The following is a 22,186-nucleotide window of genomic DNA, read 5'->3' as shown; positions in this document are numbered from 1 at the left end:
GGTGAGGTTGCCGGAAGCATCGCCCGAGGGCCGTCACCCGCTGTTGTGGGGTGACGGCCCTCGGGCGTCGGGGCCGCGCTACTCGTCGTCCGGCACCCGGGCCTTCAGCGGTGCGGTGGCCAGGGGCAGGACGTACTCCTTCGCCATCCGTGCCAGATGCAGGGGCAGCGGGCGGGCCAGGGGCGGGTAGTCGTCGTGGAAGCGGAGCTGGTGCGCGAGGGTGGCCCATTCGGCGGGCCGGTCGGCCGGGCGGTCGGTCCTTCCGGCGTCGGCCAGGGCCTTCTCCGACAGGCAGCCGAGCACGGTCAGCTCCAGATGGACCGGATTCCACGCGCTCCTGCCGGGAGCCGTACGGCCCGCGGCGGTGGGGACCAGTTTCATCAGGCCCTTGGGCAGCGTCGCCGTGTGCGGTACGTCGGCCGTGCTGGCGAAGACGCGGTTCTCCGGGTCGGACGTGCCCCACACCCCCTTCGCGAAGCCCGCCCGGCCCGCGCCGTCATGTGCGTACCACTCGGGGACCTCCTCACGGCCGTTGGCGTCCCGGGCGAGGACGACGCGCAGGTCGGGGCCGTACACCGCGAGCCGTTGGGGGTCGGACGCGCCGAAGCCCAGCATGTCCCGGGCCAGGGATCCGTTACGGAGACCCGGCCAGCACTGACGCAGGTTCCCGCTGCTCGCCATGAGCAGGGTGGGGCGGTCGCGGAGCTGGAAGAGCAGTGCCCGGATCTGCCGCTCGGCCTCCTGCTGCCCGTCCCCGGTGACCGTTCCGCCCCGCGCGGGAGCGGGTCCGGTGACCGCGGCGTCCCGGGACAGGGAGAGAAGAAGGTCCGGGTAGGGCACCCAGGCCGCGCGTTCGGAGTCCCAGCCGTGGATGCCGCCGGGGCCCTCGTCGGGGCGGACCCGTACGGCGACGAGACGGCGCGTGGGACAGCGTGTGGGGCCCTTCCTCGTCCAGCGCACCAGCCACAGGGCTGCGTACTGCACGTCCTCCGGGATGCCCGGCCCCACCCGGTGCGCGGGAGGTGCGGTCGCCCCGAGCTGGCGGAAGGCGTCGAGCCACGCCGAGCGCGCCCGGTGCGGGAGTGTGTCCTCGGCCTCCCCGGGCAGACCGATGAACTGGCTGAGCCGTCCCCGGCCCGCGAGACCGAGACGCAGCGCGTGCTTCGGATCGGATTCCGGGGTCCGGAAGTGGTCCTTCCCGCCGAGTTCGACGATCGCCAGGCCCCGTACGTCCCGGGGCCGTTGGACACGGCCGGCGATGAGTGCGCCGCGGTCGGCGATGGCCTCCGCGAGGCGGACGGCACGCTGTCGTCCGCGGTCGCCCGGCAGGTCCAGCGGTGCGGCCAGTGCTCCGGCGTGGCCGGTCCGGACCCGGATGTCGAGACCGTCGGCCCGCCAGTGCCAGGTCTCCTCCGTCCGGTCGCCGGCCGCACGGTCGCCGTCGTTGCGGTCGCTGTCCTTGCGGTCGCTGTCCTTGCGGCCGGGCGGCAGTCCGATCAGCTCCGGGAGTGCGGCGATCAGTTCCGCCCTGGTCTCGGGCGACTGCCAGAGGATGTCGATCTCCAGCGGGCTGCCGTCCAGGGCACTCGCCAGCGCCTCGCGGCGCGCCGCCGCCCGGCGCGCGTCGCGCGATGCGGCATCGCCCGCGGGGCCGGACCGGGGCAGGAGCGAGGGGGTGTTGTGCCGGGTGACCCTGGTCAGGTCCGGGACGCGCCGGAGCATGGGCCGCAGTCCTTCCTCGGCCCAGGCATCCAGCTCCGCGCGCTCCTTGGGCATCAGTCCGGGACCCACGCTGTGGGGGCCGAGGGCCGGACGGTAGACGATTCCCGCGGCGATGCCCTGGCGTCCGTTGATCCACTTCTCCGGGTCGGTGAGCAGGTCTCCCGGTTCCGGGTAGCTGTGCACGATGTCCAGGTCCGGCAGGATCAGAGCAGGGCTGTGGCTGCGCCACGCCAGGCGTCCGCGGTCGTAGTCGAACGCGTTCTCGATCAGCCGCTCCCTCGGATCGGGAACGTCCGGCCAGGGAAGCGGCGCGTCCAGCAGCACGGTGGCCCCTCGCAGGTCCTGGGACCGGGCCCCCGGCCGGGTGGCCCACCGGCGGACGCTGGTCGAGACATGGACCCGGAACCGGTCGCTGAACGGCACGGTCTGGACGCCGACACCGACCAGGGCGGAGTAGTACCAGGTCCGCTTGCGGTGCTCGTACCGCTGCGGCGGCCAGGAGACCAGTTCCGCACCGTTCTCGCGGCTCACCACGCGGAAGCGGAGTTCGGCGCCTCCGGTACGGAACGGGCGGGCGGCCAGCCGAAAGGCGATCCACTCCGGGAGCAGGCTGTACAGCCGCGGGGCGGGTTCGGCCGTGCCGCCCGCCGAGACGGCCGTCTCGGTGAGGTCCACGGGTACGGACTGCCATGGGGGCAGGTCCGCCAGGACCTGGTCGAGGCCCTGGAACAGTTCGTCCTCCCTGCTCGTGGCATCGGCCGTCTCGTCCTCGTCCTCCGGTGCCGGTGTCCGTGCCAGACCGGCCGCCCAGGTGCTGATCAGTGGGGCGATCACCTCCCGCGGAACGGGCTCACGCCCGTACAGCCACGGGATCCGGGGATCGGCACCCGCGTTGCGCGCGGTGGCGACGACCCCGGGGGCCATGGCCCGCAGCAGGGAGTTGAGCCGGCGGACCGGCAGCTGTACGGGGTCGTCCCCGCAGCGGCGCGTGCGGGCGTACAGGGAGGTGAGCTCCGCCCGCAGTTCCTCGCTGAACGGCATCACGTACGGGGATTCGGTCCACGGCCCGTACGCGGGGTCGGGTTCGTAGGCTGCCGTCCTGATCACGTGGTACACGGGGTGCTCCCTGATTCGTCGGCGACGGGGCCGGGCTCTTCCGGTTCATCGGTGGGTCGGGCCGGGTGCAGACAGCGGTTCAGCATCAGCCACAGCGGCCCGTACAGGGCCTCGGTGATGAACCGGTCGTGCTCCGACTTCTCGCCGGTGCCGGCGAAGTAGGGCCGCAGTACGTCCAGCACACTGTGCAGAAGGCTGGATTCCGGAGTGTCCGGCCCTGGTGGCGTGGCGGACGCGCACGGCGCGAAGGCGGCGTCCACGAAGACCACGCGGGCAGGCACGCCACCACGCACGAGCCGTCCGATGACCTGCCACATCAGGACGAGCAGGTCCCAGGTGACCTGTTCGCGGTCGTCCCCGAGCCGGCTCCAGGCCATGCTGCGCTGGAGCACCTGGTACCAGCGCGAGCGCGCCCGGCGCCGGACCTCCTCGGCGCCCTCCTCCACATGCGCGCCGCCGCGGACCCAGGAGGCGAACTCGCCGCTGTCCCCCGCCCGGACGATCCAGTCGTTGATGGCGTGGACGGCGAGCCCGAGATCGTCGGGGTGCGGATTCGGACGGGCGAGGAAGTAGACCGTACCGATGGCCGCCACGGCCTCGTCGTTGAGGATGTTGTGCCCCCGCTCGACCGCGAGGAGCGGGGCCACGAGGATGTCGGCCCGGCAGTCCTTCAGCTGCTCCACATCGCCCCGGCGCAGCACCCGGGCGTGGTGGTCGCCGTACCCCTCGCTGTCGTCGTCGATGTCCTCGTCGTCCGAGACCAGCCGCAGGACCTTGTTCTTCCAGCGGGAGTTGAGGGTGTGCAGGGCGTCCGCCACCACCCGCGCCTCTTCGTAGCTGCCCACCAGGAGCAGGATGTGGTCACGTCCCTCCGGGAGCGACAGCAGCTCCATCTCCAGGGGGCCGCCGTCCTCCTCGTCCTCGTCGACGCTCGCTCCCAGCCGTGTCGCGATGCGGCGCAGCGTCTCCGGCCGGTCCTCCTGGGCGGTTCCCGAGATCCGCAGGGCGGCCCCGTCCTCGGTGATGAACTCGAACCGCATCTCGCTCTTCCCGGCGATGCGACGGGTCACCTCCGGCGGTGGCTCGATGACCACTCCCACGTCGACCGGGATGTGATAGCGGCTGGACCGCCCGGCCCAGCTGCTGCCGGACATGAGGAGGACATGGGCGCCCGGCCTGCCGTCCACGGCCGTCAGATCGGGCATGGCCCGGAGCAGTTCGCGGCCGACGCCGCTGCACCGGAAGAATTTCAGCTCCCCGCTGCGGACTCCTCCTTCGTCCCGTCCTCTGACGTGGAACTGGAAGCCCAGGACATTTCCCATCGGCGCTTCGGGGACCATCGGTCCGTAGTCGGCCGGGCGGCGGTACATGGAGTTGTAGTCCAGTCTGAGCGCCGCCTCGACCCGGGGCCACATGGCGTTGATCAGCGCGAGTTTCGGTTCGAGGGCACACAGCAGAAGGGTGAACTCGAAATGCCGGGCGAACTCCGATTTCCAGCTGTCCGGGCTCTGCGGCTTCCGGGGCTCCTTCCTCCGGCGCGGCCCGTCCTCCCACTTCCTCAGCGCCACTCTCCAGACGGCCAGCTCCTTCTCGTACTGGGCGTTCCGTGCGGCCATGAAGGGTTCGTCCAACCGGAAGACCTTCTCCATCACCGTCACGAGGCGCCGCCTCGTATGGTCGGGATTGCTGGTGTGCAGCACTTCGTTCAGCAGACCGGTGAGTTCGGCGAAGTCCTCCGAGGTCAAACGGAAGCGGTCCCCGAACGGGTTGTCCCGGAAGGCGTCCAGCCGGGTGCCCAGTGCCTCCCGGGCGGCGGTGTCCGAACCGGCCGGCCCGCTCCGGCCGTCGTCCTGCGGGAGCGGATAGCGTTCGTCGAGCAGTCCGAGCTGAAGAGTCCAGGCGCTGAAGTAACCGGTCCTGACCCAGGTACGCAGTTCGTGGCTGCCCACCAGCATGGCGTACAGGCGGTCGGTCGCCGCCCCCGCCGTGTTCAGCGCGGCCGAGAAGTTCTCCACTTCCCGGTCGGAGAGCTGGGTCCTGCCGCCGACGGAGAACTCACGCGTCTTGTGCCCGCTCAGCTTGTCGATGAAGCCGTCCTTGTCACCGCCCGCGAGCAGGACGGCCGGGGCGAACGACTGGTCCCACTGCATCTGAACCCGGTCCGCCTCATCGACGATCACAAGGTCGCTGCGCCGGCAGGCCAGCTCCAGATAGCGGATGCGCTCGCCGTTCTGCGGGCGCGGCGGACGGGCGTCGAGGAGACCGGCCTGTGTGGTCACCCAGATGTCGGCGCCCACGAGTTCGCGGGCCGCGTGGTGGCGGGGGCAGACCGACCAGTACGGGCAGCCGACCGTCTGCTTCTGCCATCGCGGTGCCCCTCCTGGTCCGTCCGGCGGTTCGGGGCGGCGGGACCTGGGCTGGAGGCGGTTGCAGGGCGCTTCCCCGAAGCCGAGCGGCCCCTCGCCCGGCGTGCCGCGCCGCAGGACGTTCAACGCGCAGGAGGTGCCGAGGTAGTCGAAGGAGGAGTCGTCATGGGCGAGCAGCCGGTGCTCGCCCCTCCCGGCCAGTCGCCGGTGCAGCCGCTGGGCGTGCCGCTCCCTGCCCGACGCCCCGAGAACGGGAGCGGCCGAGCCGTCGGTGTGGACGTTGTAGAGCTTGACGAGCTTGAGCACTTCGGTGACGTCGCCGACCACGACGGTGACGCGCCGGGGGACGGGCAGGGTGGCCAGGTGGACGGCGATGATGTCGCGCAGGGTGCTCTTGCCCGCCCCGACGATGCCCAGAAGGTGCTGGATCCGGCTGACGGTGAAGGTGTCCGACGGTCCGAAGCCGTCGCCCTGTCTGGTCGAGAGGCTGAAGGCCTTCAGCCTGCCCACCCAGTCCTGTCCGGGCTGCCGGGCGTCCATCCGGGCCGCGGTCCGTTCCAGTTCGGCCAGGCCGAAGGTCAGCGGTTCGCCCCCGCCCGGTGGCAGCGTGTCCACGTCGTGGGCGATCAGGGGTGTGCCGGGTACGGACGGCAGGTCGACCAGCGCCAGGTCGCGGCCGACCGGGAACGCGTGCCGGCCGGGCCCCGCCCGCCGGAGCCGTTTGCCCGTCAGCGGCGGTGCGATCCTCAGCAGTTCCTCGTAGACCTGACCGCGCCCGTGCGCGACGGATGTCCCGCACGCTTCGGCGGGCAGGTCGGGGTCGGGTACGTCGAAGACGCGCAGCGGACGCGGGAACCGCTGGTACCGCTCCAGCGCCTCGCGCCAGGCCCGGCGCCGGCGCAGGGTCCACAGGGAATAGCGTCCGACGTGGAGCGTCCTCCCGGCGTCCGCCGGCATCGGGGCGCCCCACGCGGTGGCGAACGGGTACCCGCTGAACAGCACCCACGCGTGCGCCGCGGGGCTGTCGGGCATCAGCCTTCGCTGAAGGTGCAGGCCGAGCTCGACCTGGCACAGGGCTTCCAGCGCCGGGCCGCGCACGGTCGGCCCGGCGTACGACTTGAGCTCCTCGACGATCTCGCCGAGCGGCTGGTTCAGGCTACGCATGGTCCCTCTCCGTTTCCTTCGCGGTGCGGCAGGCCCGTACGTCGCGGACCAGGTCCTCGGGGGACGTGAGTACCGGCCGCCCGCGATGACCGGTGTCCGCCGCCTTCTCGAAGGCGGCCCGGTAGACGGGGTCGTCCGCCTGCCTCCGGGGCACCACGACGAACGTCACCGGGGACGGGCCGTCGGCCGTCTCGCCGACCCGGGCGGCGAGCAGGGCGGGCTGCTGCCGGTCGTAGACGCACAGCAGCCGGTCCGGGACGTCCGCACCGCGGATCCGGTAGGAGCCGAGGCCGGACGGGCTGAACTCGTGGCCGACCTTCGCGCGGGTGAGTTCGGCCAGTGCCGCCCGCTCGGTCGGGCCGGTCAGGGCGAGGAAGACCCGCAGGCTCCGCCGCAGCAGGAGGGCCTGGGCGGGGTCGCGGACGAGCCGGAGCGGAATCCCGGGCGGGCAGTCCTCCTTCTCGCACCAGGCACCCGGCCGGCCCGCCCGCTCGTCGCCCTTCCGCGCGGGGAGTCCGCAGGTCCCGCACAGGAAGAGCGTCCGCCCGCACCGCAGGGACTCCGGTACAGGTCCGTACAGGCCCTTGACCCGGTCCCAGACCGCCTTGTTCCAGCGTCCGCGCCCGTGCTGCATCCGGTCCGTCTGGCTGACCAGGGGCCGCTCCATCAGGAAACTCCGGCAGCGGCGGTACTCCGCGGTCGGGCCGCAGCGCGCCGCCAGCCCCGCCATGAGGCTGATCGCCTCCTGCTCGATCCGCCCCCGCGGACCGGTGGAGGCAAGCTCCAGGCAGGTCCTGGTGGGCATCGCCCCGACCGGGTGGACCAGCGTGGCGTCCGGGGAGACCCGGTCCGGCGGGATCCGGAACAACGGGTCTCCCGCGGTGATCCGCCGGCACCAGGAGAGCAGCTCCGGGACGCTCCTGGGCGGTGTGCGCCCCTGACCGAGGCAGTGCAGCACCATGCGGTCGAGCGCGAGCTGGGCATCACGCGGGTAGGGCAGCGAGAAGGACCGCAGTCGCTCCTGGCCGGCGGTCGCGGCCACGACACCTGCCAGCTCGGCGAAGAGTTCCGGCCCGTCGTGGCTTCCGGCCGGCGGGCCCGTCCGCGGCGCCGGTACCCGGGGCCTCACGCCGCCACGCCTTCCCGGGTGCCCGAAGGGCACCAGCGCGCCACCTCGCACCGGGCGCACTGGGGGCCTGGCCGGGCGCTATGCGTGTCGTCCCGGTGCCAGTCGGCCGCCAGGCCGCTCAGGACCTCCTCGGCGGCCGACCGGACGGCGCGGTCGAAGGGGTCGATGATCTCCAGGTCCGCACCGCCGGGGCGGAGTACCTCGATCTCGATCCGCGAGCGCGACGAAGAGCCGCCCATGGTGCCGTCGGCGACGAGCGGAACGGCGAGGGCCAGCTGCGGGTAGTTGTCGAGCAGCCCGCCGGGCCTCCGGCGCTCGCCGGCCGACGTCTTGGTCTCGCGCCACACCCAGGAGTCACCGTCCCGGTAGAGCAGATCGGGTGCGGCGATCACGACTGCGTTGCCCGTCGCGTCGTAGCGCACCACCCGTGGCTCGGCGCGCAGGTCGCTTCTGTCCCGCACGCACAGCAGCGGGCAGACCGCCGCGTGCCGGCGGAGCAGGAGCATCCCCAGTTCGCGTTCCTCGTCCGGCAGCGCGAAGCCTTCGGGAACCCAGTGGGCGGGCACGTTCACGGTGCACGGCCGGAGGGAGCCGTGGCCGTGGCGCTCGGCGAGGTAGGCGTGGACGGCGCGGCCCCGCTCGGCGGCGGGGCCCCGCTCCACCGCGTCCAGGGTGGGCAGGTTCAGCCTGCGCAGATGATCGCGGGCCGGGCACTCCCGGTAGTTGCGTCCGTTGGTGACCGACCAGGTGCGCCGCGGCCGGCCCGGGGTGCCGACGCCCAGGAGACCGGGCGCCTTGCGCAGGGCGGGGCAGACGGCGAGGTACGCGCAGCCCCCGCACGCGGAGCCGGGCCGGTATTCGTGGTTGTCCAGCAGCCGGGCCAGGGCGGTGACGCCATGGGTCCGGTACCGCTCGACGGCTTCCGCCCGGGTGCCGTCGAACAGCGTGCGCACCGCGCCGTCGAGGAGCGCGAACTCCACGACGCGTACGTGTGCGGGCGGGGGCCCCGGGGTGCCCTCGGCCAGCACCAGCGCGGCAGCGGCGGCATGTGCCTCGTCCGGTGCCGTATCGCTCAGCCGGTTGACCGGAAGGCGCAGTTCGCGCCGGGTCCCGTCCGCCGACCGCAGGCAGCGGCCCCAGGCGGTGATGCGGTACTGGAGTGCGCCCCGACCGTCCGGGACGGACAACCGGTGCCGGTAGGCCCAGGGTTCCGGAGCCTCGGTGAGGGGATCGTCCGGATCCGGCGGGAACGCGGCCCGGTACATGGACACGGCGTGCGCGGTCCACTGCCGCAGGCCTTCGTGGACGGTAGCCGTCCGGCGTCCGGCGCCGGGGTCCTCCGCGCGGTCCGGGGCCGTGCCCCGGACCGCTCCGCCGTCCGCCGCTCCGCCATCCGCCGCACCGCGGTCGAGCGCGGCCATCATGGGGCCGAAGGCGAACTGTTCCAGCAGTTCCCGGCCCTGCGGGGAGGAGCGCTGGGGGCGATAGCCTCGTGCCTTCAGCGCGTCGGCTGCGGGGCAGCGGTATGCGTTGCTCTTGAACATGCCCAGGGACACGTTGATGACATCGGACTTCCGGTACAACCCGTCGGGGGGTGTCCAGGATTCCGCCACGGTGACTCCCTTTCTCAGTCGATTCCGGCCGCACGCAGGTGGCGGCAGAATTCGGAGGTAGCTCGATGACGACGGTGAAGAACATGGTTCTGGGGCGCTATGAGTTGTTGGACAGGGTGGGCAGCGGGGGCCAGGGGGAACTCTTCGCGGGCTGGGACGTCGCAACGGACCGGAAAGTGGCCATCAAGCTGCAGAAACCGCGCGAGTTCGAATCGGCACGGCATTACGGCGAGATCGCCCAGGAACTCGCTTTCGAGGGCGGTCGCACGAAGCACCTCGCGGGAATCGAAGGAATTCCCGGGTTCCTCGCGAGCGGTCAATATCAGAACCGGTACTGCATCGTCCTGGAATTCGTGGACGGGGCGGCCCTGTACGACACGATGATCTCCGCCAGGCCGTTGAAGGTGTCCACGGCGGCCGCGGTCATCGGCCAGCTGTGCGAAATCCTGCATCAGGTGCACACACGTCGGCTCGTCCACCGCGATGTGAAACCGGAGAACATCATCCTGGAGCCGGACGGACGGGTGCGGCTGATCGACATGGGGCTGGCCATCGAGATCGGCGAACCCACCGAACGGGGCTGCGGAACGGTGGGTTACGCGCCCCCCGAGCAGTTCGACGAGAATCCCGACGGCGTGACCCCGCGAGCGGATGTCTTCGCCCTCGGCTGCCTGCTGCTGGAGATGACGGTCATGCGGTTGCCCTATGCCGGTATGACGGAACGGCCCGAGCCCGATTGCCCGGTCCTGCCGCCCGGCCGTCTGCGGCTGGTGCCGGAGCAGATCCGGTCCCTCGCACTGCGGATGGTGGACCGCGAGCCCGCGAACCGCCCGGCGGACGTGCTGGAGGTCTTCCGCCTCCTGCGCCCGCTCCTCCTCCCCCCGGGCTCGAAGCCCCCGGGCAAGCCGCTGGACCCCGACCCGACCGAGTTCTACCGGACCGGGCGTTCAGCGCTGTGGCCGCTCGGCGACCCGGTCCGGTGACGGCAGACCGGGCCGCCCCCGTCACCCCGGTCACCCCCGTCGCCCCCGTCACCCCAGATTCCTCAGCTGGTCCTGCACCTCGCGCAGCCCCTCGCCCCCCATCGACTCCAGCAGCTCGACGACCCGCTCCAACGCCTCCACGGCCTCGGGCACCCGTCCCGCCGCCGTCAGCACCTCGGCGTAACGGCGCAGCGTGCGGGCCTCGTTGGGCCAGTAGCCCAGGTCGCGGTAGATGCCGATGGACCGCTGGTACACGAGCAGCGCCTCGTCCCGCTCGGACCGGGACAGATGGATCTTTCCGAGCGTGACCAGCACATTGGCCGTTCCGTTCAGGTCCGTTGTCGTCTCGAAGATCCGCAGGGCGTCACCGCAGTCCCGCAGCGCCGCGTCGTACTCGCCGTGGTCATGACGCAGGGTGCCGAGCCCGTTCAGCGCCGCCGCCTCGCCCACGGGGTCGCGCAGGTCCCGGAACATGTCCAGCGCCTTGCGGTAGTCCTCCCGCGCGCCCGCCGGGTCGCCCCGGCGGCGCAGGGCGATGGCCCGCATGTGCAGGGACCGGGCGAGGCTCAGGCGTCCGGCGTCGCCGGCTTCCAGCCCACTGAGACGGATGGCCTGGCCCAGGTGCGCCACGACCTGCCGGTCCGAGCCCATCCTCATCTCGCTGCCGGCCAGCATCCGGTGGACCATGGCCTGGTCACCGGGCGAGGCGTCCTCCCGGGACGCCTCCACCGCGGGCACGAGGTTGCGGTACGCCGCCGCGTGGTGGTTGCGCCGCCACTGGTAGGTGACCAGAGCCATGGGCAGGAGCCAGATGTAGCGGTTCAGCCCCTTCTGGACGGCCAGCTCGATGCCCCGCACGACCGCCTCGTACTCGTCCTCCAGACAGGACATCGCCTCTTCCTCGTCGCGGGGATCGACGATCCCCCGCATGGCGTCGGACAGTTCGATGGGCAGCGTCCTGCCCGAGTCGAGCACCTGGTCGCAGACCCCCGCGTACTGAAGCTGGTACTCCAGCACCCGGCGCACCGTCGCTTCCTCCAGTCGCCCGCGCGGCCCGCCGGCGGCCGAGGGGTCCAACTCGTGCCGGGCGTAGGCCCGCACCAGATCGTGCAGGCGGTAGCGGTCGGACGACAGCTGTACGAGGCTGGCCCCGACCAGTTCCTCGATGGCCCGGTCCACATCGCCGCCGGCGCCCACGCTCCCGAGGTCGACCGCGGCGGACCAGCTGATGCCCGGCCCCGGATGGACGGCGAGCTGCCAGAGGAGGCACTGCGCCTCCGGGGACAGAGCCCGCGCCGAGCAGTCCAGGGCCAGCCTCACGGAGAGGTCGTGGTCGGACCGGTGGAGCGCGTCCAGCTTCCGCCGCTCTTCCCGGAGTTCCATGACGAGCGCGCGGATCCCGTCCGAGGTACGACCCTCGATGCGCTTGGAGACCACGGTGAGCGCCAGGGGCAGACGCCCGCAGAGTTCGACGAGTTCGCTGATCAGATGCCCGGCCCTGAGCCGGCTCCGCGGGGGGATCACCTCGTTCAGAATGCTTTCCGCGGTCTCACCGTCCAGCGGTTCGATCGGCCTCATGTACACCTCCTTCCGGGCCCGCAGACCCGCCAGGCTGTCCCGGCTGGTGACGATCACGGCGCAGGCGCCCCTGCCGGGAAGGAGGGGGAGGACCTGTTCCGCGTCGGCCGCGTCGTCCAGGACGATGAGCACGGACCGGGTGGCCAGCGCCGTGCGGTAGGCCGCACTCTTCGGTTCGAGCCCGGTCGCTTCCGTACGTACGCTCAGGGCCTCCAGGAACCGGTCCAGAACCTGTTCCGGGTCGGCCGGGGCCATCCTGCTGTCGGCGACACCGTGCAGTCCGGCGAAGAGCGTGCCGTCCGGGTAGTCCCGCTGGACGAGTTCGCCCAGGCGCAGCGCGAGGGCGGTCTTCCCCACGCCCGGCATCCCGGTCAGCGCGATCAGCGCGCTGCCGACCTGCTCCCGTCGCCCGCCGAGGAATTCCCGCAGCGGGGTGAGATGGCCGTCCCGGCCGAGCACCGGCCGGCCGGACGCGGGCAGTTGGGCGGGAACGGGGCGCAGGGGACCGGCCCGACGCGATCGTCTGCCGGACGGACTCCCGCGCAGTTCCCCGATCGTCTCGATCAGCTCCGGGTCCTTCGGCTCCCCGTGCCGTTCCCGGCGCTGCTTGAGCAGCTTCGTCAGAGCCGCCCGCGAGAGCCTCGGGCTCTGCCCGATCAGGTGGTACCGGAAGATCCGCTCGTTCTGCGGAAAGCGCTGGAACAGGATGGCGGCCTCTCTGCGAAGCCAGTCGTGCAGACCGGCGTCGTATGCGGCGTCCAGGCGCATGATCGCCGCCGCCAGCCATTCCATCCGCAGTTCGGAGCGCCGTGGCTCGAACGTGGCCGGGAGCCCCACAAGCGCCTCCCCGTGCGGCCACCCGGCCATGACCGGGTCCAGCGCGTCGAAGCACGGTTGCCCGCGCAGCGTGGCCGCGCGGGCGACCCCGTCACGGAAGCGGAAGAGATCCAGGCTGTCACGGGGCAGAACAATCGAACATTCGCGCAGCTTCATGCGGGGCACACCGGGAACCACATCCCGGAGAAGCTTCAGCCACTGGCTGACGGCGTTGTCACTGACGGTCCTGTCCGACCGGAGGACATGCTTGACCTCGTCGACCGTGGCCCGGCATCCGTCCGCGGTGGCCAGGAGGGCGAACAGGGCGGACATCCTGTCCGCGCCCCGCACAACGCGCTCACCAGCGACAAGGACTTCGACCTCCCCGAGCACACGTGCGCGTACCTCCTCTCCCGCGTGTTTCGCCCCGTGCGTCCCGGCCGCACCGTCCGCCGTCCCGAGCAGCACGTCCTGCCCCCTCAGCACCCCGACTCCTCATGCACCCGTCCCCTGCGCCCCTTCCACATCGCCCTCAGATTCACCTCAGAACACGCCGCCCCTCCGTCCGAGGAACCCGGGCACGATGCCGTCATCACTCGGCGCGCCGCTCGACCGAGCGGCCCGAACCGAGGCGCGTCCGCCGGCTTCCCCACGCGGACACCGCGGTGAACCGAGTGATCACGACACGACTGCACCAGCCGAGGAGAGACCGATGACCAACCGCCGCCGCCCCCGCCGCGGAACCCGCACCCTGCGTTCCTCGTCGATCCCGTCGACCAGGCGGCTGATCGACAAGGCCAAGCCGCAGAGCCCGGAGGCTCCGCCGGCCGCCGCCCCCACCACCCCGGAGTCCGAGCAGGCGTAGCCGCTCACCCTTCCGCCCGCCGACGCATCAGGGTGCCCGCCGATGGGCGGGCGCCCGCACCTTCCGCGCCAATCTGCCCACCGGGTCGGCAGGATCCGCTGTGGTCCTCCCCTCCACCCGCGCACCGCAGCGGGTCACTTCAGCACTCCACGCCAACAAATCTGTGACGCGTGGGACTGGTGCCCGTTTTATCCAGTCGCCGTCTGCGGCTGGGCTGTCCCAGAGAGCACACCCTCAAAGATCCGGATTCCCGGCACCCATGGTGCCGAGGGAGGACATGTCATGACATTGCTCCACCCGGGCGGAGTGTTCGCCGCCGTCACGTCCCACTTCGCCGATCCCCTCAGCGTCGAGGACGTTCGTCTGACCATCGGCTCGGAGCGGGGGCCGCTGTCGCTCTCGCCCTCGGAGGCACACGAGGCACTGCACGGGCCCGACGCGGACCCGGTGCTGAGTGCGGCAATCTGGCGGGAAGTGATCCGCGCCGCGCGGAGCGGGGCGGATCCCCGTGGTAAGTGGCAACTTCTGCTGGTCTGGCTGCTCCTGCCCCGTCTCGGCGGCACGGTGTACCGGGTCTCCGCACGGCTGCGGGCGAACCGGGCGGACGTGGAGTCGGAGATGGTGCTCGCGCTGCTGGAAACGCTGGAAGGACTGGACCCCGAATTCCCCGGCGCGGCGGACGCCTTGACCGCTTCGGCCCGGGGCAGCGCGTGGCGGTACGCGCGCTCGGCCCGCCGCGCCGTCCCGGTCGGCCACATCGAGAGCATCGCCCGGGACGACAGCCACCCGGGAGCGGCCGACGAGGAGGGGACGGAGGACTTCGCTCCGTTCGACCGGGAACTGGAGGTCTCGCCCCCGGACAGGCCCGACGGACTGAGCGCCCCCTTGCGGATCACCGTCACGGCGGCACAGGTGGAAGCGGTACGTCTCGGGGCTCTGGCCCACCGCTTCGGTCTCCCCGATGCCGTCCTCCGTACGCGGGGAACCGGTCGCAGGCGCTGCATCGGCCGTGTGTCGCTGCGGCCCGACGGCCGGCGGCGATGAGCATGCCTCCGCGCACCCCGCTGTCCTTCACCGAGGTGTTCGAGCTTCCGGTGGCGGTGGACATGCGCACGGCGGCCAGGGCCCTGGGCATCTGCACCGGGACCGCCTATCAGCTGGTCCGCCGGGGCGCCTTCCCCTGCCCGGTCCTGCGGATCGGCGGTGTCTACCGGGTTCCCACCACACCTCTGATGCGCGTGCTCGGCATCGAGGAGCGGCCGTTGTACGCGGTCGACCTGGAGGGCGACCAGGAACCCGATGACGGCACCGGTACGTCCGCACCCCGCGGACGCTGACACGGGAGCGAGGGCCGTCACCCCGGCTGTCTCGGGGTGACGGCCCTCGGGCGTTGACGGCGGGCCGGTGTGTTCAGTGGCGCAGGGCCGTGGCCACGTCCGCCTCGATGTCTCCGTCGAGGTCGCGGTTGCTGCGGGCCGTGGCGTCCTTGGGTGTGCCGGGCTGGGCGCCGTCGACCGTGACGACCGTGGTGTCGAGCAGGTTGCCGCCCTTGTCGCGGAAGTTGATCTGAACCGCGTAGGACTTGGCCGAGTCGGTGCTGTTGGTCACGGTGAACTTCGCCGTGGCGCGGCCGTCGCCGTCGGTGGCGACGGCGCCCAGGTCGACATCGCCCTTGGCGTTCACGCCGTCCTTGAACTCATTCAGCTTGTCCTGTGCGGCGGCCGTGGCGGAGGCGACCGCGTCGGTGCCCTTCGACGCCAGCGAGGAGGCGGCCGAAGCGGCCTTGGACACCGCGTCGGACGGGCTGCTCCCGTCGTCCGAGCAGCCCGTGGCGGCAGCCGCCACGGCTGCCGCCAGTGCCACGGCCCGTACGCCTCTTGCGCCTCGTACGCCCCGCAGGGTCATGTCTGCCTCCCGGCTCTCGCGATGGTCCCAGTCAAGGCGCGGGGCGGCGGGGCCGCATGCGGGGTACGCCGACCGGGGTACGGCTGTGCCCCCGGTCTCCCGGGGGCACAGGTCGCTCCGGGTCAGCGGCCGTAGCGGATCAGGGTGCGGACCATACGGCAGGTGGTGTCGGACGGCGGATGGATGCCGAGGTGCTCGGCGGTGGTGCGTATCTTGTGGTTGCTGGCACTCGACGGCTGGTACACGCCCGTGTCGAGCAGGGCGATCGCCAGACGCATCGCCTTGAGCCGGCGGTTGTGGGAGACGTACCACTCGCGGGGGCGGCCCGCGGGGAGTCGCTTCTTCTGGAGAGGCTTCGGCAGCGGCGGGTGGAAGGGCATGGCGAGCTGGGTGTCGAGCGGCTTGGTCGTGACTGCGGCAACGGCCATCGGCAACCTCCTGGCACGGTGGTGGAACCCTCACGAACTGCCTCCATTTTACTGCCCACCACTGACAATCGCCCCTGGCCAGAGGGGATTTCAGGAGCCTCTCCCGTAACCTTGGCCCCATGGAGATCTGGATCAATCCCGCCTGTTCCAAGTGCCGCAGCGCGGTGAGCCTGCTCGACGCCGAAGGGGCCGACTACACCGTCCGGCGCTATCTGGAGGACGTGCCCTCGCCCGAGGAGATCCGGGCCGTGCTGGAGCGGCTCGGGCTGGAGCCGTGGGACATCACGCGTACGGGGGAGGCGGCGGCCGAGGAGCTGGGCGTCAAGGACTGGCCGCGCGAGGACGGCTCGCGGGAACGGTGGATCGCGGCCCTGGCCGAGCACCCGAAGCTGATCCAGCGGCCGATCATCACCGCCGACGACGGCAGCGCGGTCGTGGCGCGGACGGACGAGGCGGTCCGGGCGGCGCTGGGCCGCTGACCACCGGCGCGGCGGTGGGGAGTCCGCGGGGGTGTACCGGCCCCGGCCGGGTCAGCGCTCGTCCGTGCCGGCGCGCTTGGCCGTGGCCAGAGCGATCCGGTTCCAGGTGTTGATGGTGAGGATCAGGGCGAGCAACCGGGCCAGTTCCTGCTCGCCGAAGTGCGCCGCGGCCCGCTCGTAGACCTCGTCGGAGACCCCCGCGTCCGCGACCCGGGTGACCGCGTCGGTGAGGGCGAGGGCCGCCCGCTCCCTCTCCGTGAAGAAGTGTTCCGCCTCCCGCCACACCGCCACCATGTGCAGCCGCTCCTCGCTCTCCCCCGCCCCGCGGGCATCGGTGGTGTGCATATGGAGGCAGTACGCGCACCGGTTGAGGTGCGAGGAGCGGATCTGCACCAGCTCCACCAGCGCGGGGTCCAGTCCCTCACGGGCCGCCGCGTCCAGTCCGATCACGGCCCGGAAGGCCTTCGGCGCGGCCTTCGCGAAATTGAGCCGGACGGTGGTGGCGGGGGCGGCGGTGCGGTCGTTCGTCTTGATCTCCGTCGTTGTCATGGGTACGAATCTAGGAGGACGGGCGACCGGATACGGGGTGCATTCCGATGGTGGGTTCATGGGTCAATTCCGCTGAGATCCTCGGCAGCGATCTGCCGCTGGAGCTGTCCGGCACGGGCAACCGGCGGGCCGTCCTGATGCGGGCGCTGCGCGAGGCGATCCGCGCCGGGCGCCTCCCCCCGGGCACCCGGCTGCCGCCCTACCGTTCGCTCGCCGCCGACCTGGGGCTGGCCCGCAACACGGTCGCCGACGCCTACGCGGAGCTGGTCGCCGAGGGGTGGCTGGCCGCCCGGCAGGGCTCGGGCACCCGGGTCGCCGAGCGGGCCGTACCGCGCACTCCGGCACAGCGCCCGCGCACCCCCCGGCGCCCCGCCCGGCCGCTCCTGGATCTGGTCCAGGGCAAGCCGGACCCGTCGGTCTTCCCCCGCACCGCGTGGCTGGCCTCGGCGCGCCGCGCGCTCACCCGGGCACCGCACGACGCCTTCGGGCCCGGCGATCCGCAGGGGCGGCCCGAACTGCGGCAGGCGCTGGCCGGCTATCTGGCCAGGGTGCGCGGGGTCCGGGCCTCCCCCGGGCAGATCGTCCTCTGCTCGGGAGCCGCCCATGGGCTGCGTCTGCTGGCGGAAGTGCTCGGCGGACCGTGGGCGGTGGAGGAGTACGGCCTGCCGTTCCACCGCACACTCCTCGCCGCGCACGGCGTCGGCACCCGGCCGCTGACCGTCGACGAACACGGCGCCCGGGTGGCCGAGCTGGGACGGACGGACCGGGCCGTACTGCTCACCCCGGCACATCAGTTCCCGACCGGCGGGCCGCTGCGTCCCGAACGGCGTGCCGCCGTGGTCGACTGGGCGCGGACGACGGGCTCCCTGGTCGTGGAGGACGACTACGACGGCGAGTTCCGCTACGACCGGCAGCCGGTGGGCGCCGTTCAAGGACTGGACCCCGAGCACGTGGTGCTGGTGGGCTCGGTGAGCAAGAGCCTCTCCACCACCCTGCGGATCGGCTGGCTGGTGCTGCCCGAACGCCTGGTGGAGCCGGTACTCGCGGCCAAGGGTGAGCGCGAGCAGTGGTCCAGCGCCACGGAACAGCTCACGCTCGCGGACTTCATCGAGTCGGGGGCGTACGACCGGCAGGTGCGCCGGATGCGCCAGCGCCACCGGCGCCGCCGCGACCAGCTCGTGGCGGCGCTGGAGCTGCGGGCGCCACAGGTCCGGGTCACCGGGATCTCGGCCGGTCTGCACGCGGTGCTGGAACTGCCTCCCGGCACCGAGCACTCGGTGGTGCGGGCCGCCGCCTGGCAGGGGCTGGCCGTGGAGGGCCTCGGCGACTATCTGCACCCGGCCGCCGCGGCGCCCCGGGCCGGAGGCCGGGACGAGCGGGTCGGAGGGAACGGGCAGAACGGGCAGAACGGGCGGCTCAGGCGGGACGGGCTCGTCGTGGGATACGCGACACCGGCCGAACACGCCTATCCGGAGGCCCTGGAGGCACTGTGCCGCGCGCTGCCCCCCGCGCCAGGTCCCGGACCGGCGCACGCGCCCGCATCCGTACCCGCGGCTCCCCGCGAGCCCGGCCCGGCGCACGCGCCCGCGTGAAGCTCCCGGCGCCGCTCGCCCTGGCGGTAAGCGGTACCGACCGGCGTCCGCGCCCGCGCGAACTCCCGCCGTACGCCCCCTGCCTACGCCCCCAGTCCCGCCTCCGCCCGCGCGAGCACCTCGGTGAGCCGGAGCCCGAACCGTACGTCGCAGGGGTGCGGCACTCCCGTGCGTACGGCGCCGGCCAGCGCGTCCACCGCGGCCCGGAACGAGCCCACCGGGTCCTCCCACCTCGGCAGGGCGGCCGTCCCGCGCTCGCCCCTCAGCTCGATGTCGGTACCGACCGCGCCCCGCGGTGCGCCCAGTCCGAGCGTCACGGTGCTGGACGCGCCCGAGGTGTGCCGGAGCACCAGGTGGGTGGTGTCGGCGGGGCCGCGGGCCGAGGTCACCTCGGTCACCTCGCCCAGGACCGGGATCAGGACCGAGAGGACGTGCGGGCCGACGTCCCAGAGTCCGCCCTTCTCCCTGCGCCACGGGGACGCGGCGTACTCGCTGGTGGAGTCCGGGGCGTAGAGCGCGCCCAGCCACTGGGCGCGGGCGGTGAACCAGCCGTCGGCCGCCGCCTGTTCGGCGATCCAGGCGGAGGTGGCGGTGGCGAAGCGCAGGGTGCAGAAGACCACGGAGGCCACCCGGGCCTCCGCCGCCGCCTCCGCGACGGCGCGCGCCGCCTCCACGGTGGTCGCGACCGGTTTGTCCATCAGCAGGTGGCACCCGGCCGCCGCCGCCCGTGCGGCCAGCGGGGCCTGCACGTCCGGCGGCAGGGCGAAGGCGACGGCGTCACTCACGGCGAACAGCGCGTCGACGCCCGCGTCGTCCGTGTACGCCCGGGTCCCGTGGGCGGTCGCGAGCTCCTCCGCCGCTCCGGGACGGCGCCCCCAGACGCCGCTCAGCTCGACACCGGGATGGGTGGCGAGGGCGGGGGCCTGGGTGTCGCGGGCCCAGGGACCCGTACCGAGCAGGCCGATGCGCAGGGGGGCGGTGGATGTCGTCATACGGGCCAGTGTGCCCGGTCCGTGAATGAGGTGGCGGTGGGCGGCGGTCGGCGGATACGTTTCTCCGGCCGGCCGCGGGACTCCGGCCGCGACTTCCGGGACTTGCCTCTGAAGCACTGATTTCGCTGTTCGCGCCTCCATTCCCCGGCCGGCTCTTTCACGTTCCCGCGCGGCGGGAGGAAGCAGCACGGGGGGACCCATGCCCACAGCAGACGCCGTTCCCGGGCCCGGGGCGGACGCGGAGACCGGCGCCGGCACCGGGGCGGACACCGGCACCGCGGGCGGTCTCGTCGCCGCCGAGGACGTGCTGCTCTTCGTCAATGCGGCGATCACCGCGACCGGACAGCGCGAATTCCGCTCGGGGGCGTACCAGCAGCAGCTGTCGCTGGACTTCCTGCACGAGTATGTGCGGGTCAACTACCGCCGGGTGTACGCCGCTTCGCTCGCCCTGGACATCAACGACCACAATGCCGCGCTCATCGTGCGGGGTCTGCTGGAGAACGCCTCCGAGGCGAGTGCCGAGGAGCGGCGCACCGAGGGGCGGCTGATCGCGGCCCGGCTGGCGATGCTGCCGCCGCAGCGCGTCTACCGGCTGTTCGGCGCGCTGCGCCGGGCCAAGGTCAACAACCGGCGGACCCGGGCCATCATGCGCGACTGGCTGGCCGCCCGGCCGGACCTGGCCCATGACGCGGTGAAGTACCGCGCCGGGCTGAGGACGGCCGCCCGCCACATCCACCTGCGGTGCCCGAAGGAGCAGGGCTACGCGGACGAGGTGGGCGCGTTCCTGTTCCGGCCCGGCCGGCAGCCGCGCTACCGGCACGGGCTGCTGGACGCCTGGCGCCGGGCCCACTACGAGCAGGGCGCCGTCCATGAACTGCCGTTCAGCGTCGCCGAGGGGTTCGCCGCCCGGCACGGGATGGGGCGTGAGGCGTTCCTGGAGCGGATGGTGCCCCGGATGACGCGGCTGGAGCGGCTGCGCACCCAGGGCCAGCGGTCCACGGGCACGGTGCCGCGGCTGCCCCCGGACGTCGATCTGACCGTGATGCCGCTGACCCGGCTCGCCCTGTACGTGCTCTCGCTCGGCTTCGACGTCCGCGCGGCCCACCGCGCGGAGCTGACCGGTGCGCTGCGTGCCGCGGCGCGCCGGGCGGCGGGCCCGGACGCCGGGAGCTGGGGGCGGGTCGCCGCCGTGCTCGACGACAGCTACTCCTCGTCCGGGTCGGGCCAGAAGCGGCGCCGGCCGCTCGCGGTGGCGCTGGCCTGCCACTTCCTGCTGGAGACGCTGGCCGCGCCCGGGGCGTACCGCCCGCTGTGGACGTCGGGCGGCACCGATCCGCTGCTCGTACGCCCCTGGGGGCCCACCCCGCTCGGGCTGCGCGTCCTGGACGCGCTGGAGCCGGGCTCCGGGGGCGTTCCGGACCGGCTGGTCATCGTGTCGGACGGCTGGGACAACGCGCCGCCCGGTCTCGCGGGCGAGGTGCTGCGGGTGTGGCGGACCCGGCTGGATCCCGGGCGGCGGACGGCGGTCCTGCACATGAACCCCGTATACGACGCGGACGGCTTCGATGTCCGCAGGCTGGCGCCGAGCGTGCCGACGGCCGGTATCCGCGACGCGGAGGATCTGCCCGCGCTGGTGGAGATCGCGCAGTTCGCGGAGGGGCGTACCGGACCGGCCGAGCTGTACCGGTATCTGGACCGGCGGGTGGCGCGCTTCGTGGCCGGCGGAACGCGGCGGGACCACGACGGGGAAGAGGTGGCGCGGTGAACAGGCTGGAGCTGACCGGTCTCTCGGTGCGGCCCGCGCAGGTGTGGGGCGGCGTCCGGCTGGTACCCCTGGTGCGCGAGGAGCCGGTCGAGGGCCTGCGGCTGCACCGGGAGGTGTACGAGGGCTTCGGCGCGGGGCTCGTCGAGGCCGGCCCCCGTACGCACTACACCTCCTACATCCCGCACGGTTTCGTCGCCGACTGGTCGGGCGGCGGGGCGCGGTCGGCGGCGTACGGCACGCAGTTCGACGACGGCGGCCCGCCGCGCACGGTCCGGCTGCCCAAGCACCGCCACCACCGGATGGCCAAGCGGCAGCCCGGCGACCGGCTGCGCTTCCTGCCGCTGCACCTGGCGCTGGAGGGCTATCTCGCCCTGCACTTCGGCGGGCCGTCGGTCGCCTGGGAGGAGTGGTCGCGCCAGGCGCTGCGCGAGGGGCTGTCACCGCGTGCGGAGGACGCCTTCCTCGGCTGGTCGGTGCGCGGCCTCGGGGACGCGCTGCGGGTCTTCGAGATCCACCCCGGCCAGTGCGGGGTCATGGTGTACGTCTCCGACGCGCTCGCCGCCGCGTTCGTGGTGCCGCATCCGGCGGACTACCGGCTGCTGCACGCCACGCTGATGGAGGACCTGTACGGGGAACTGGTGCACCAGTACGCGATGTACGGGGCCCCGGTGGCGGAGTTCGGGGCGCGCATCCGGGACGGGGCCGAGCTGCGGACCCTGGACGGCCTGCGGGCGGCGGCGCTCGCCCAGGAGAGGGCCTGGGCCGAGGCGCACGACTCGCTGTTCGCGCGGGAGCTGCTGGACTCCTCGTACGGCTTCGAGCGGGTGTACCGGATGGGTTCCTTCACCCTGTGGCGGTTCCTGCCGCCGTTCGTGCGCGACGGGAGCGGCCAGCACATCGGGGAGACGATCACCGATCACAAGGGCCAGGTCGCCTATCTGAAGACGTTCCGGCTCTCCGACGCCCAGATCAGGCGGGGGCATCTGCTGCACACCCTGTCCGACGCCCAGTGGTCGCTGTCGTCGGCCGCCGTCGCACTGGGGACAAGCGAGCAGGAGCTGGCGCGGCGCGTGCGGGCCGCCGGGTTCGCCGCGCTGCTCAAGGGCCATGTGTAGCTCCCGGGG

At 72.8% G+C, this 22,186-nt stretch carries 17 protein-coding genes; 8 read left to right on the top strand and 9 right to left on the bottom strand.

The window, feature by feature from the left end:
• Positions 1–78 precede the first annotated feature (78 nt).
• From ABT170_RS01495 to ABT170_RS01480, 4 genes are read right to left on the bottom strand one after another with little or no spacing between them, the layout of a single operon-like run.
• Positions 79–2,829, bottom strand: coding sequence for a pPIWI_RE module domain-containing protein (locus tag ABT170_RS01495; RefSeq protein WP_351863370.1), 2,751 nt, complete (start codon positions 2,827–2,829; stop codon positions 79–81).
• On the bottom strand, positions 2,826–6,368 hold the full coding sequence (locus ABT170_RS01490) for a pPIWI_RE_Z domain-containing protein (RefSeq protein ID WP_351863368.1): 3,543 nt from the start codon (positions 6,366–6,368) through the stop codon (positions 2,826–2,828). The genes ABT170_RS01495 and ABT170_RS01490 overlap by 4 nt, the downstream gene beginning before the upstream one ends.
• Positions 6,361–7,497, bottom strand: a complete 1,137-nt coding sequence (locus ABT170_RS01485; protein ID WP_351863366.1) for a pPIWI_RE_Y domain-containing protein — start codon at positions 7,495–7,497, stop codon at positions 6,361–6,363. The genes ABT170_RS01490 and ABT170_RS01485 overlap by 8 nt, the downstream gene beginning before the upstream one ends.
• Positions 7,494–9,110: a PD-(D/E)XK nuclease family protein gene (locus tag ABT170_RS01480; protein ID WP_329943229.1), complete on the bottom strand. Its 1,617-nt coding sequence runs from the start codon at positions 9,108–9,110 to the stop codon at positions 7,494–7,496. The genes ABT170_RS01485 and ABT170_RS01480 overlap by 4 nt, the downstream gene beginning before the upstream one ends.
• Before the next feature lie 65 nt (positions 9,111–9,175).
• Here ABT170_RS01480 and ABT170_RS01475 point away from each other — a divergent pair, with 65 nt between their 5' ends.
• A complete protein-coding gene (locus ABT170_RS01475; protein WP_329943230.1) occupies positions 9,176–10,093 on the top strand; it encodes a serine/threonine-protein kinase in 918 nt (305 codons plus the stop codon).
• 48 nt (positions 10,094–10,141) lie between these two features.
• Here the strand turns inward: ABT170_RS01475 and ABT170_RS01470 are convergent, their stop codons facing one another.
• Entirely contained in the window at positions 10,142–12,973 is a 2,832-nt protein-coding gene (locus ABT170_RS01470; RefSeq protein ID WP_351863363.1) for an AfsR/SARP family transcriptional regulator, read from the bottom strand.
• Between the two features lie 226 nt (positions 12,974–13,199).
• Between ABT170_RS01470 and ABT170_RS01465 the strand changes: the two genes are divergently transcribed.
• The 3 genes from ABT170_RS01465 to ABT170_RS01455 all read left to right on the top strand — a co-directional run bounded on the left by ABT170_RS01465 (position 13,200) and on the right by ABT170_RS01455 (position 14,689).
• Positions 13,200–13,352, top strand: coding sequence for a hypothetical protein (locus ABT170_RS01465; RefSeq protein ID WP_329943232.1), 153 nt, complete (start codon positions 13,200–13,202; stop codon positions 13,350–13,352).
• Positions 13,353–13,634: 282 nt separating this feature from the next.
• Complete coding sequence (locus ABT170_RS01460) at positions 13,635–14,396, top strand: hypothetical protein (protein ID WP_351863361.1); 762 nt, start codon at positions 13,635–13,637, stop codon at positions 14,394–14,396.
• Positions 14,393–14,689: a helix-turn-helix domain-containing protein gene (locus ABT170_RS01455; RefSeq protein ID WP_329943234.1), complete on the top strand. Its 297-nt coding sequence runs from the start codon at positions 14,393–14,395 to the stop codon at positions 14,687–14,689. Before ABT170_RS01460 ends, ABT170_RS01455 begins: the two co-directional genes overlap by 4 nt.
• Before the next feature lie 73 nt (positions 14,690–14,762).
• Here ABT170_RS01455 and ABT170_RS01450 read toward each other — a convergent pair whose 3' ends face one another.
• Both ABT170_RS01450 and ABT170_RS01445 read right to left on the bottom strand, forming a co-directional pair.
• Complete coding sequence (locus ABT170_RS01450; protein WP_329943235.1) at positions 14,763–15,257, bottom strand: hypothetical protein; 495 nt, start codon at positions 15,255–15,257, stop codon at positions 14,763–14,765.
• Positions 15,258–15,379: 122 nt separating this feature from the next.
• Complete coding sequence (locus ABT170_RS01445; RefSeq protein ID WP_266930078.1) at positions 15,380–15,685, bottom strand: hypothetical protein; 306 nt, start codon at positions 15,683–15,685, stop codon at positions 15,380–15,382.
• Between the two features lie 119 nt (positions 15,686–15,804).
• On the opposite strand from ABT170_RS01445, the gene ABT170_RS01440 reads away from it, so the two are divergent.
• Positions 15,805–16,164: an arsenate reductase family protein gene (locus tag ABT170_RS01440; RefSeq protein ID WP_329943236.1), complete on the top strand. Its 360-nt coding sequence runs from the start codon at positions 15,805–15,807 to the stop codon at positions 16,162–16,164.
• Positions 16,165–16,215: 51 nt separating this feature from the next.
• Here ABT170_RS01440 and ABT170_RS01435 read toward each other — a convergent pair whose 3' ends face one another.
• Entirely contained in the window at positions 16,216–16,713 is a 498-nt protein-coding gene (locus tag ABT170_RS01435) for a carboxymuconolactone decarboxylase family protein (RefSeq protein ID WP_351863358.1), read from the bottom strand.
• A 47-nt stretch (positions 16,714–16,760) separates the two neighbouring features.
• On the opposite strand from ABT170_RS01435, the gene pdxR reads away from it, so the two are divergent.
• Positions 16,761–18,305, top strand: coding sequence for a MocR-like pyridoxine biosynthesis transcription factor PdxR (pdxR, locus tag ABT170_RS01430; protein ID WP_351863357.1), 1,545 nt, complete (start codon positions 16,761–16,763; stop codon positions 18,303–18,305).
• An 83-nt stretch (positions 18,306–18,388) separates the two neighbouring features.
• Here the strand turns inward: pdxR and ABT170_RS01425 are convergent, their stop codons facing one another.
• A complete protein-coding gene (locus ABT170_RS01425) occupies positions 18,389–19,297 on the bottom strand; it encodes a Gfo/Idh/MocA family protein (protein ID WP_351863355.1) in 909 nt (302 codons plus the stop codon).
• Between the two features lie 199 nt (positions 19,298–19,496).
• Between ABT170_RS01425 and ABT170_RS01420 the strand changes: the two genes are divergently transcribed.
• On the top strand, positions 19,497–21,062 hold the full coding sequence (locus tag ABT170_RS01420) for a hypothetical protein (protein WP_329943240.1): 1,566 nt from the start codon (positions 19,497–19,499) through the stop codon (positions 21,060–21,062).
• The gene (locus tag ABT170_RS01415; RefSeq protein WP_329943241.1) at positions 21,059–22,177 is read left to right on the top strand and encodes an ARPP-2 domain-containing protein; all 1,119 of its coding nucleotides are present in this window, start codon (positions 21,059–21,061) and stop codon (positions 22,175–22,177) included. Before ABT170_RS01420 ends, ABT170_RS01415 begins: the two co-directional genes overlap by 4 nt.
• Positions 22,178–22,186: the final 9 nt, after the last annotated feature.

This window comes from Streptomyces sp. NPDC001787 (genome assembly GCF_040297465.1).
Lineage (GTDB): Bacteria > Actinomycetota > Actinomycetes > Streptomycetales > Streptomycetaceae > Streptomyces.
The sequence above is the reverse complement of the archived record's forward strand: the minus strand, read 5'-3'. Positions and strand labels throughout refer to the sequence as shown.

Excerpts from the sequence above, each read along its gene's own strand:
- ABT170_RS01440 (WP_329943236.1), top strand. The coding sequence starts at position 15,805 with ATGGAGATCTGGATCAATCCCGCCTGTTCCAAGTGCCGCAGCGCGGTG.
- ABT170_RS01450 (WP_329943235.1), bottom strand. The coding sequence starts at position 15,257 with ATGACCCTGCGGGGCGTACGAGGCGCAAGAGGCGTACGGGCCGTGGCA.
- ABT170_RS01425 (WP_351863355.1), bottom strand. The coding sequence starts at position 19,297 with ATGACGACATCCACCGCCCCCCTGCGCATCGGCCTGCTCGGTACGGGT.
- ABT170_RS01420 (WP_329943240.1), top strand. The coding sequence starts at position 19,497 with ATGCCCACAGCAGACGCCGTTCCCGGGCCCGGGGCGGACGCGGAGACC.
- ABT170_RS01490 (WP_351863368.1), bottom strand. The coding sequence starts at position 6,368 with ATGCGTAGCCTGAACCAGCCGCTCGGCGAGATCGTCGAGGAGCTCAAG.
- ABT170_RS01435 (WP_351863358.1), bottom strand. The coding sequence starts at position 16,713 with ATGACAACGACGGAGATCAAGACGAACGACCGCACCGCCGCCCCCGCC.
- ABT170_RS01465 (WP_329943232.1), top strand. The coding sequence starts at position 13,200 with ATGACCAACCGCCGCCGCCCCCGCCGCGGAACCCGCACCCTGCGTTCC.
- ABT170_RS01460 (WP_351863361.1), top strand. The coding sequence starts at position 13,635 with ATGACATTGCTCCACCCGGGCGGAGTGTTCGCCGCCGTCACGTCCCAC.
- pdxR (WP_351863357.1), top strand. The coding sequence starts at position 16,761 with ATGGTGGGTTCATGGGTCAATTCCGCTGAGATCCTCGGCAGCGATCTG.
- ABT170_RS01455 (WP_329943234.1), top strand. The coding sequence starts at position 14,393 with ATGAGCATGCCTCCGCGCACCCCGCTGTCCTTCACCGAGGTGTTCGAG.
- ABT170_RS01445 (WP_266930078.1), bottom strand. The coding sequence starts at position 15,685 with ATGGCCGTTGCCGCAGTCACGACCAAGCCGCTCGACACCCAGCTCGCC.
- ABT170_RS01475 (WP_329943230.1), top strand. The coding sequence starts at position 9,176 with ATGACGACGGTGAAGAACATGGTTCTGGGGCGCTATGAGTTGTTGGAC.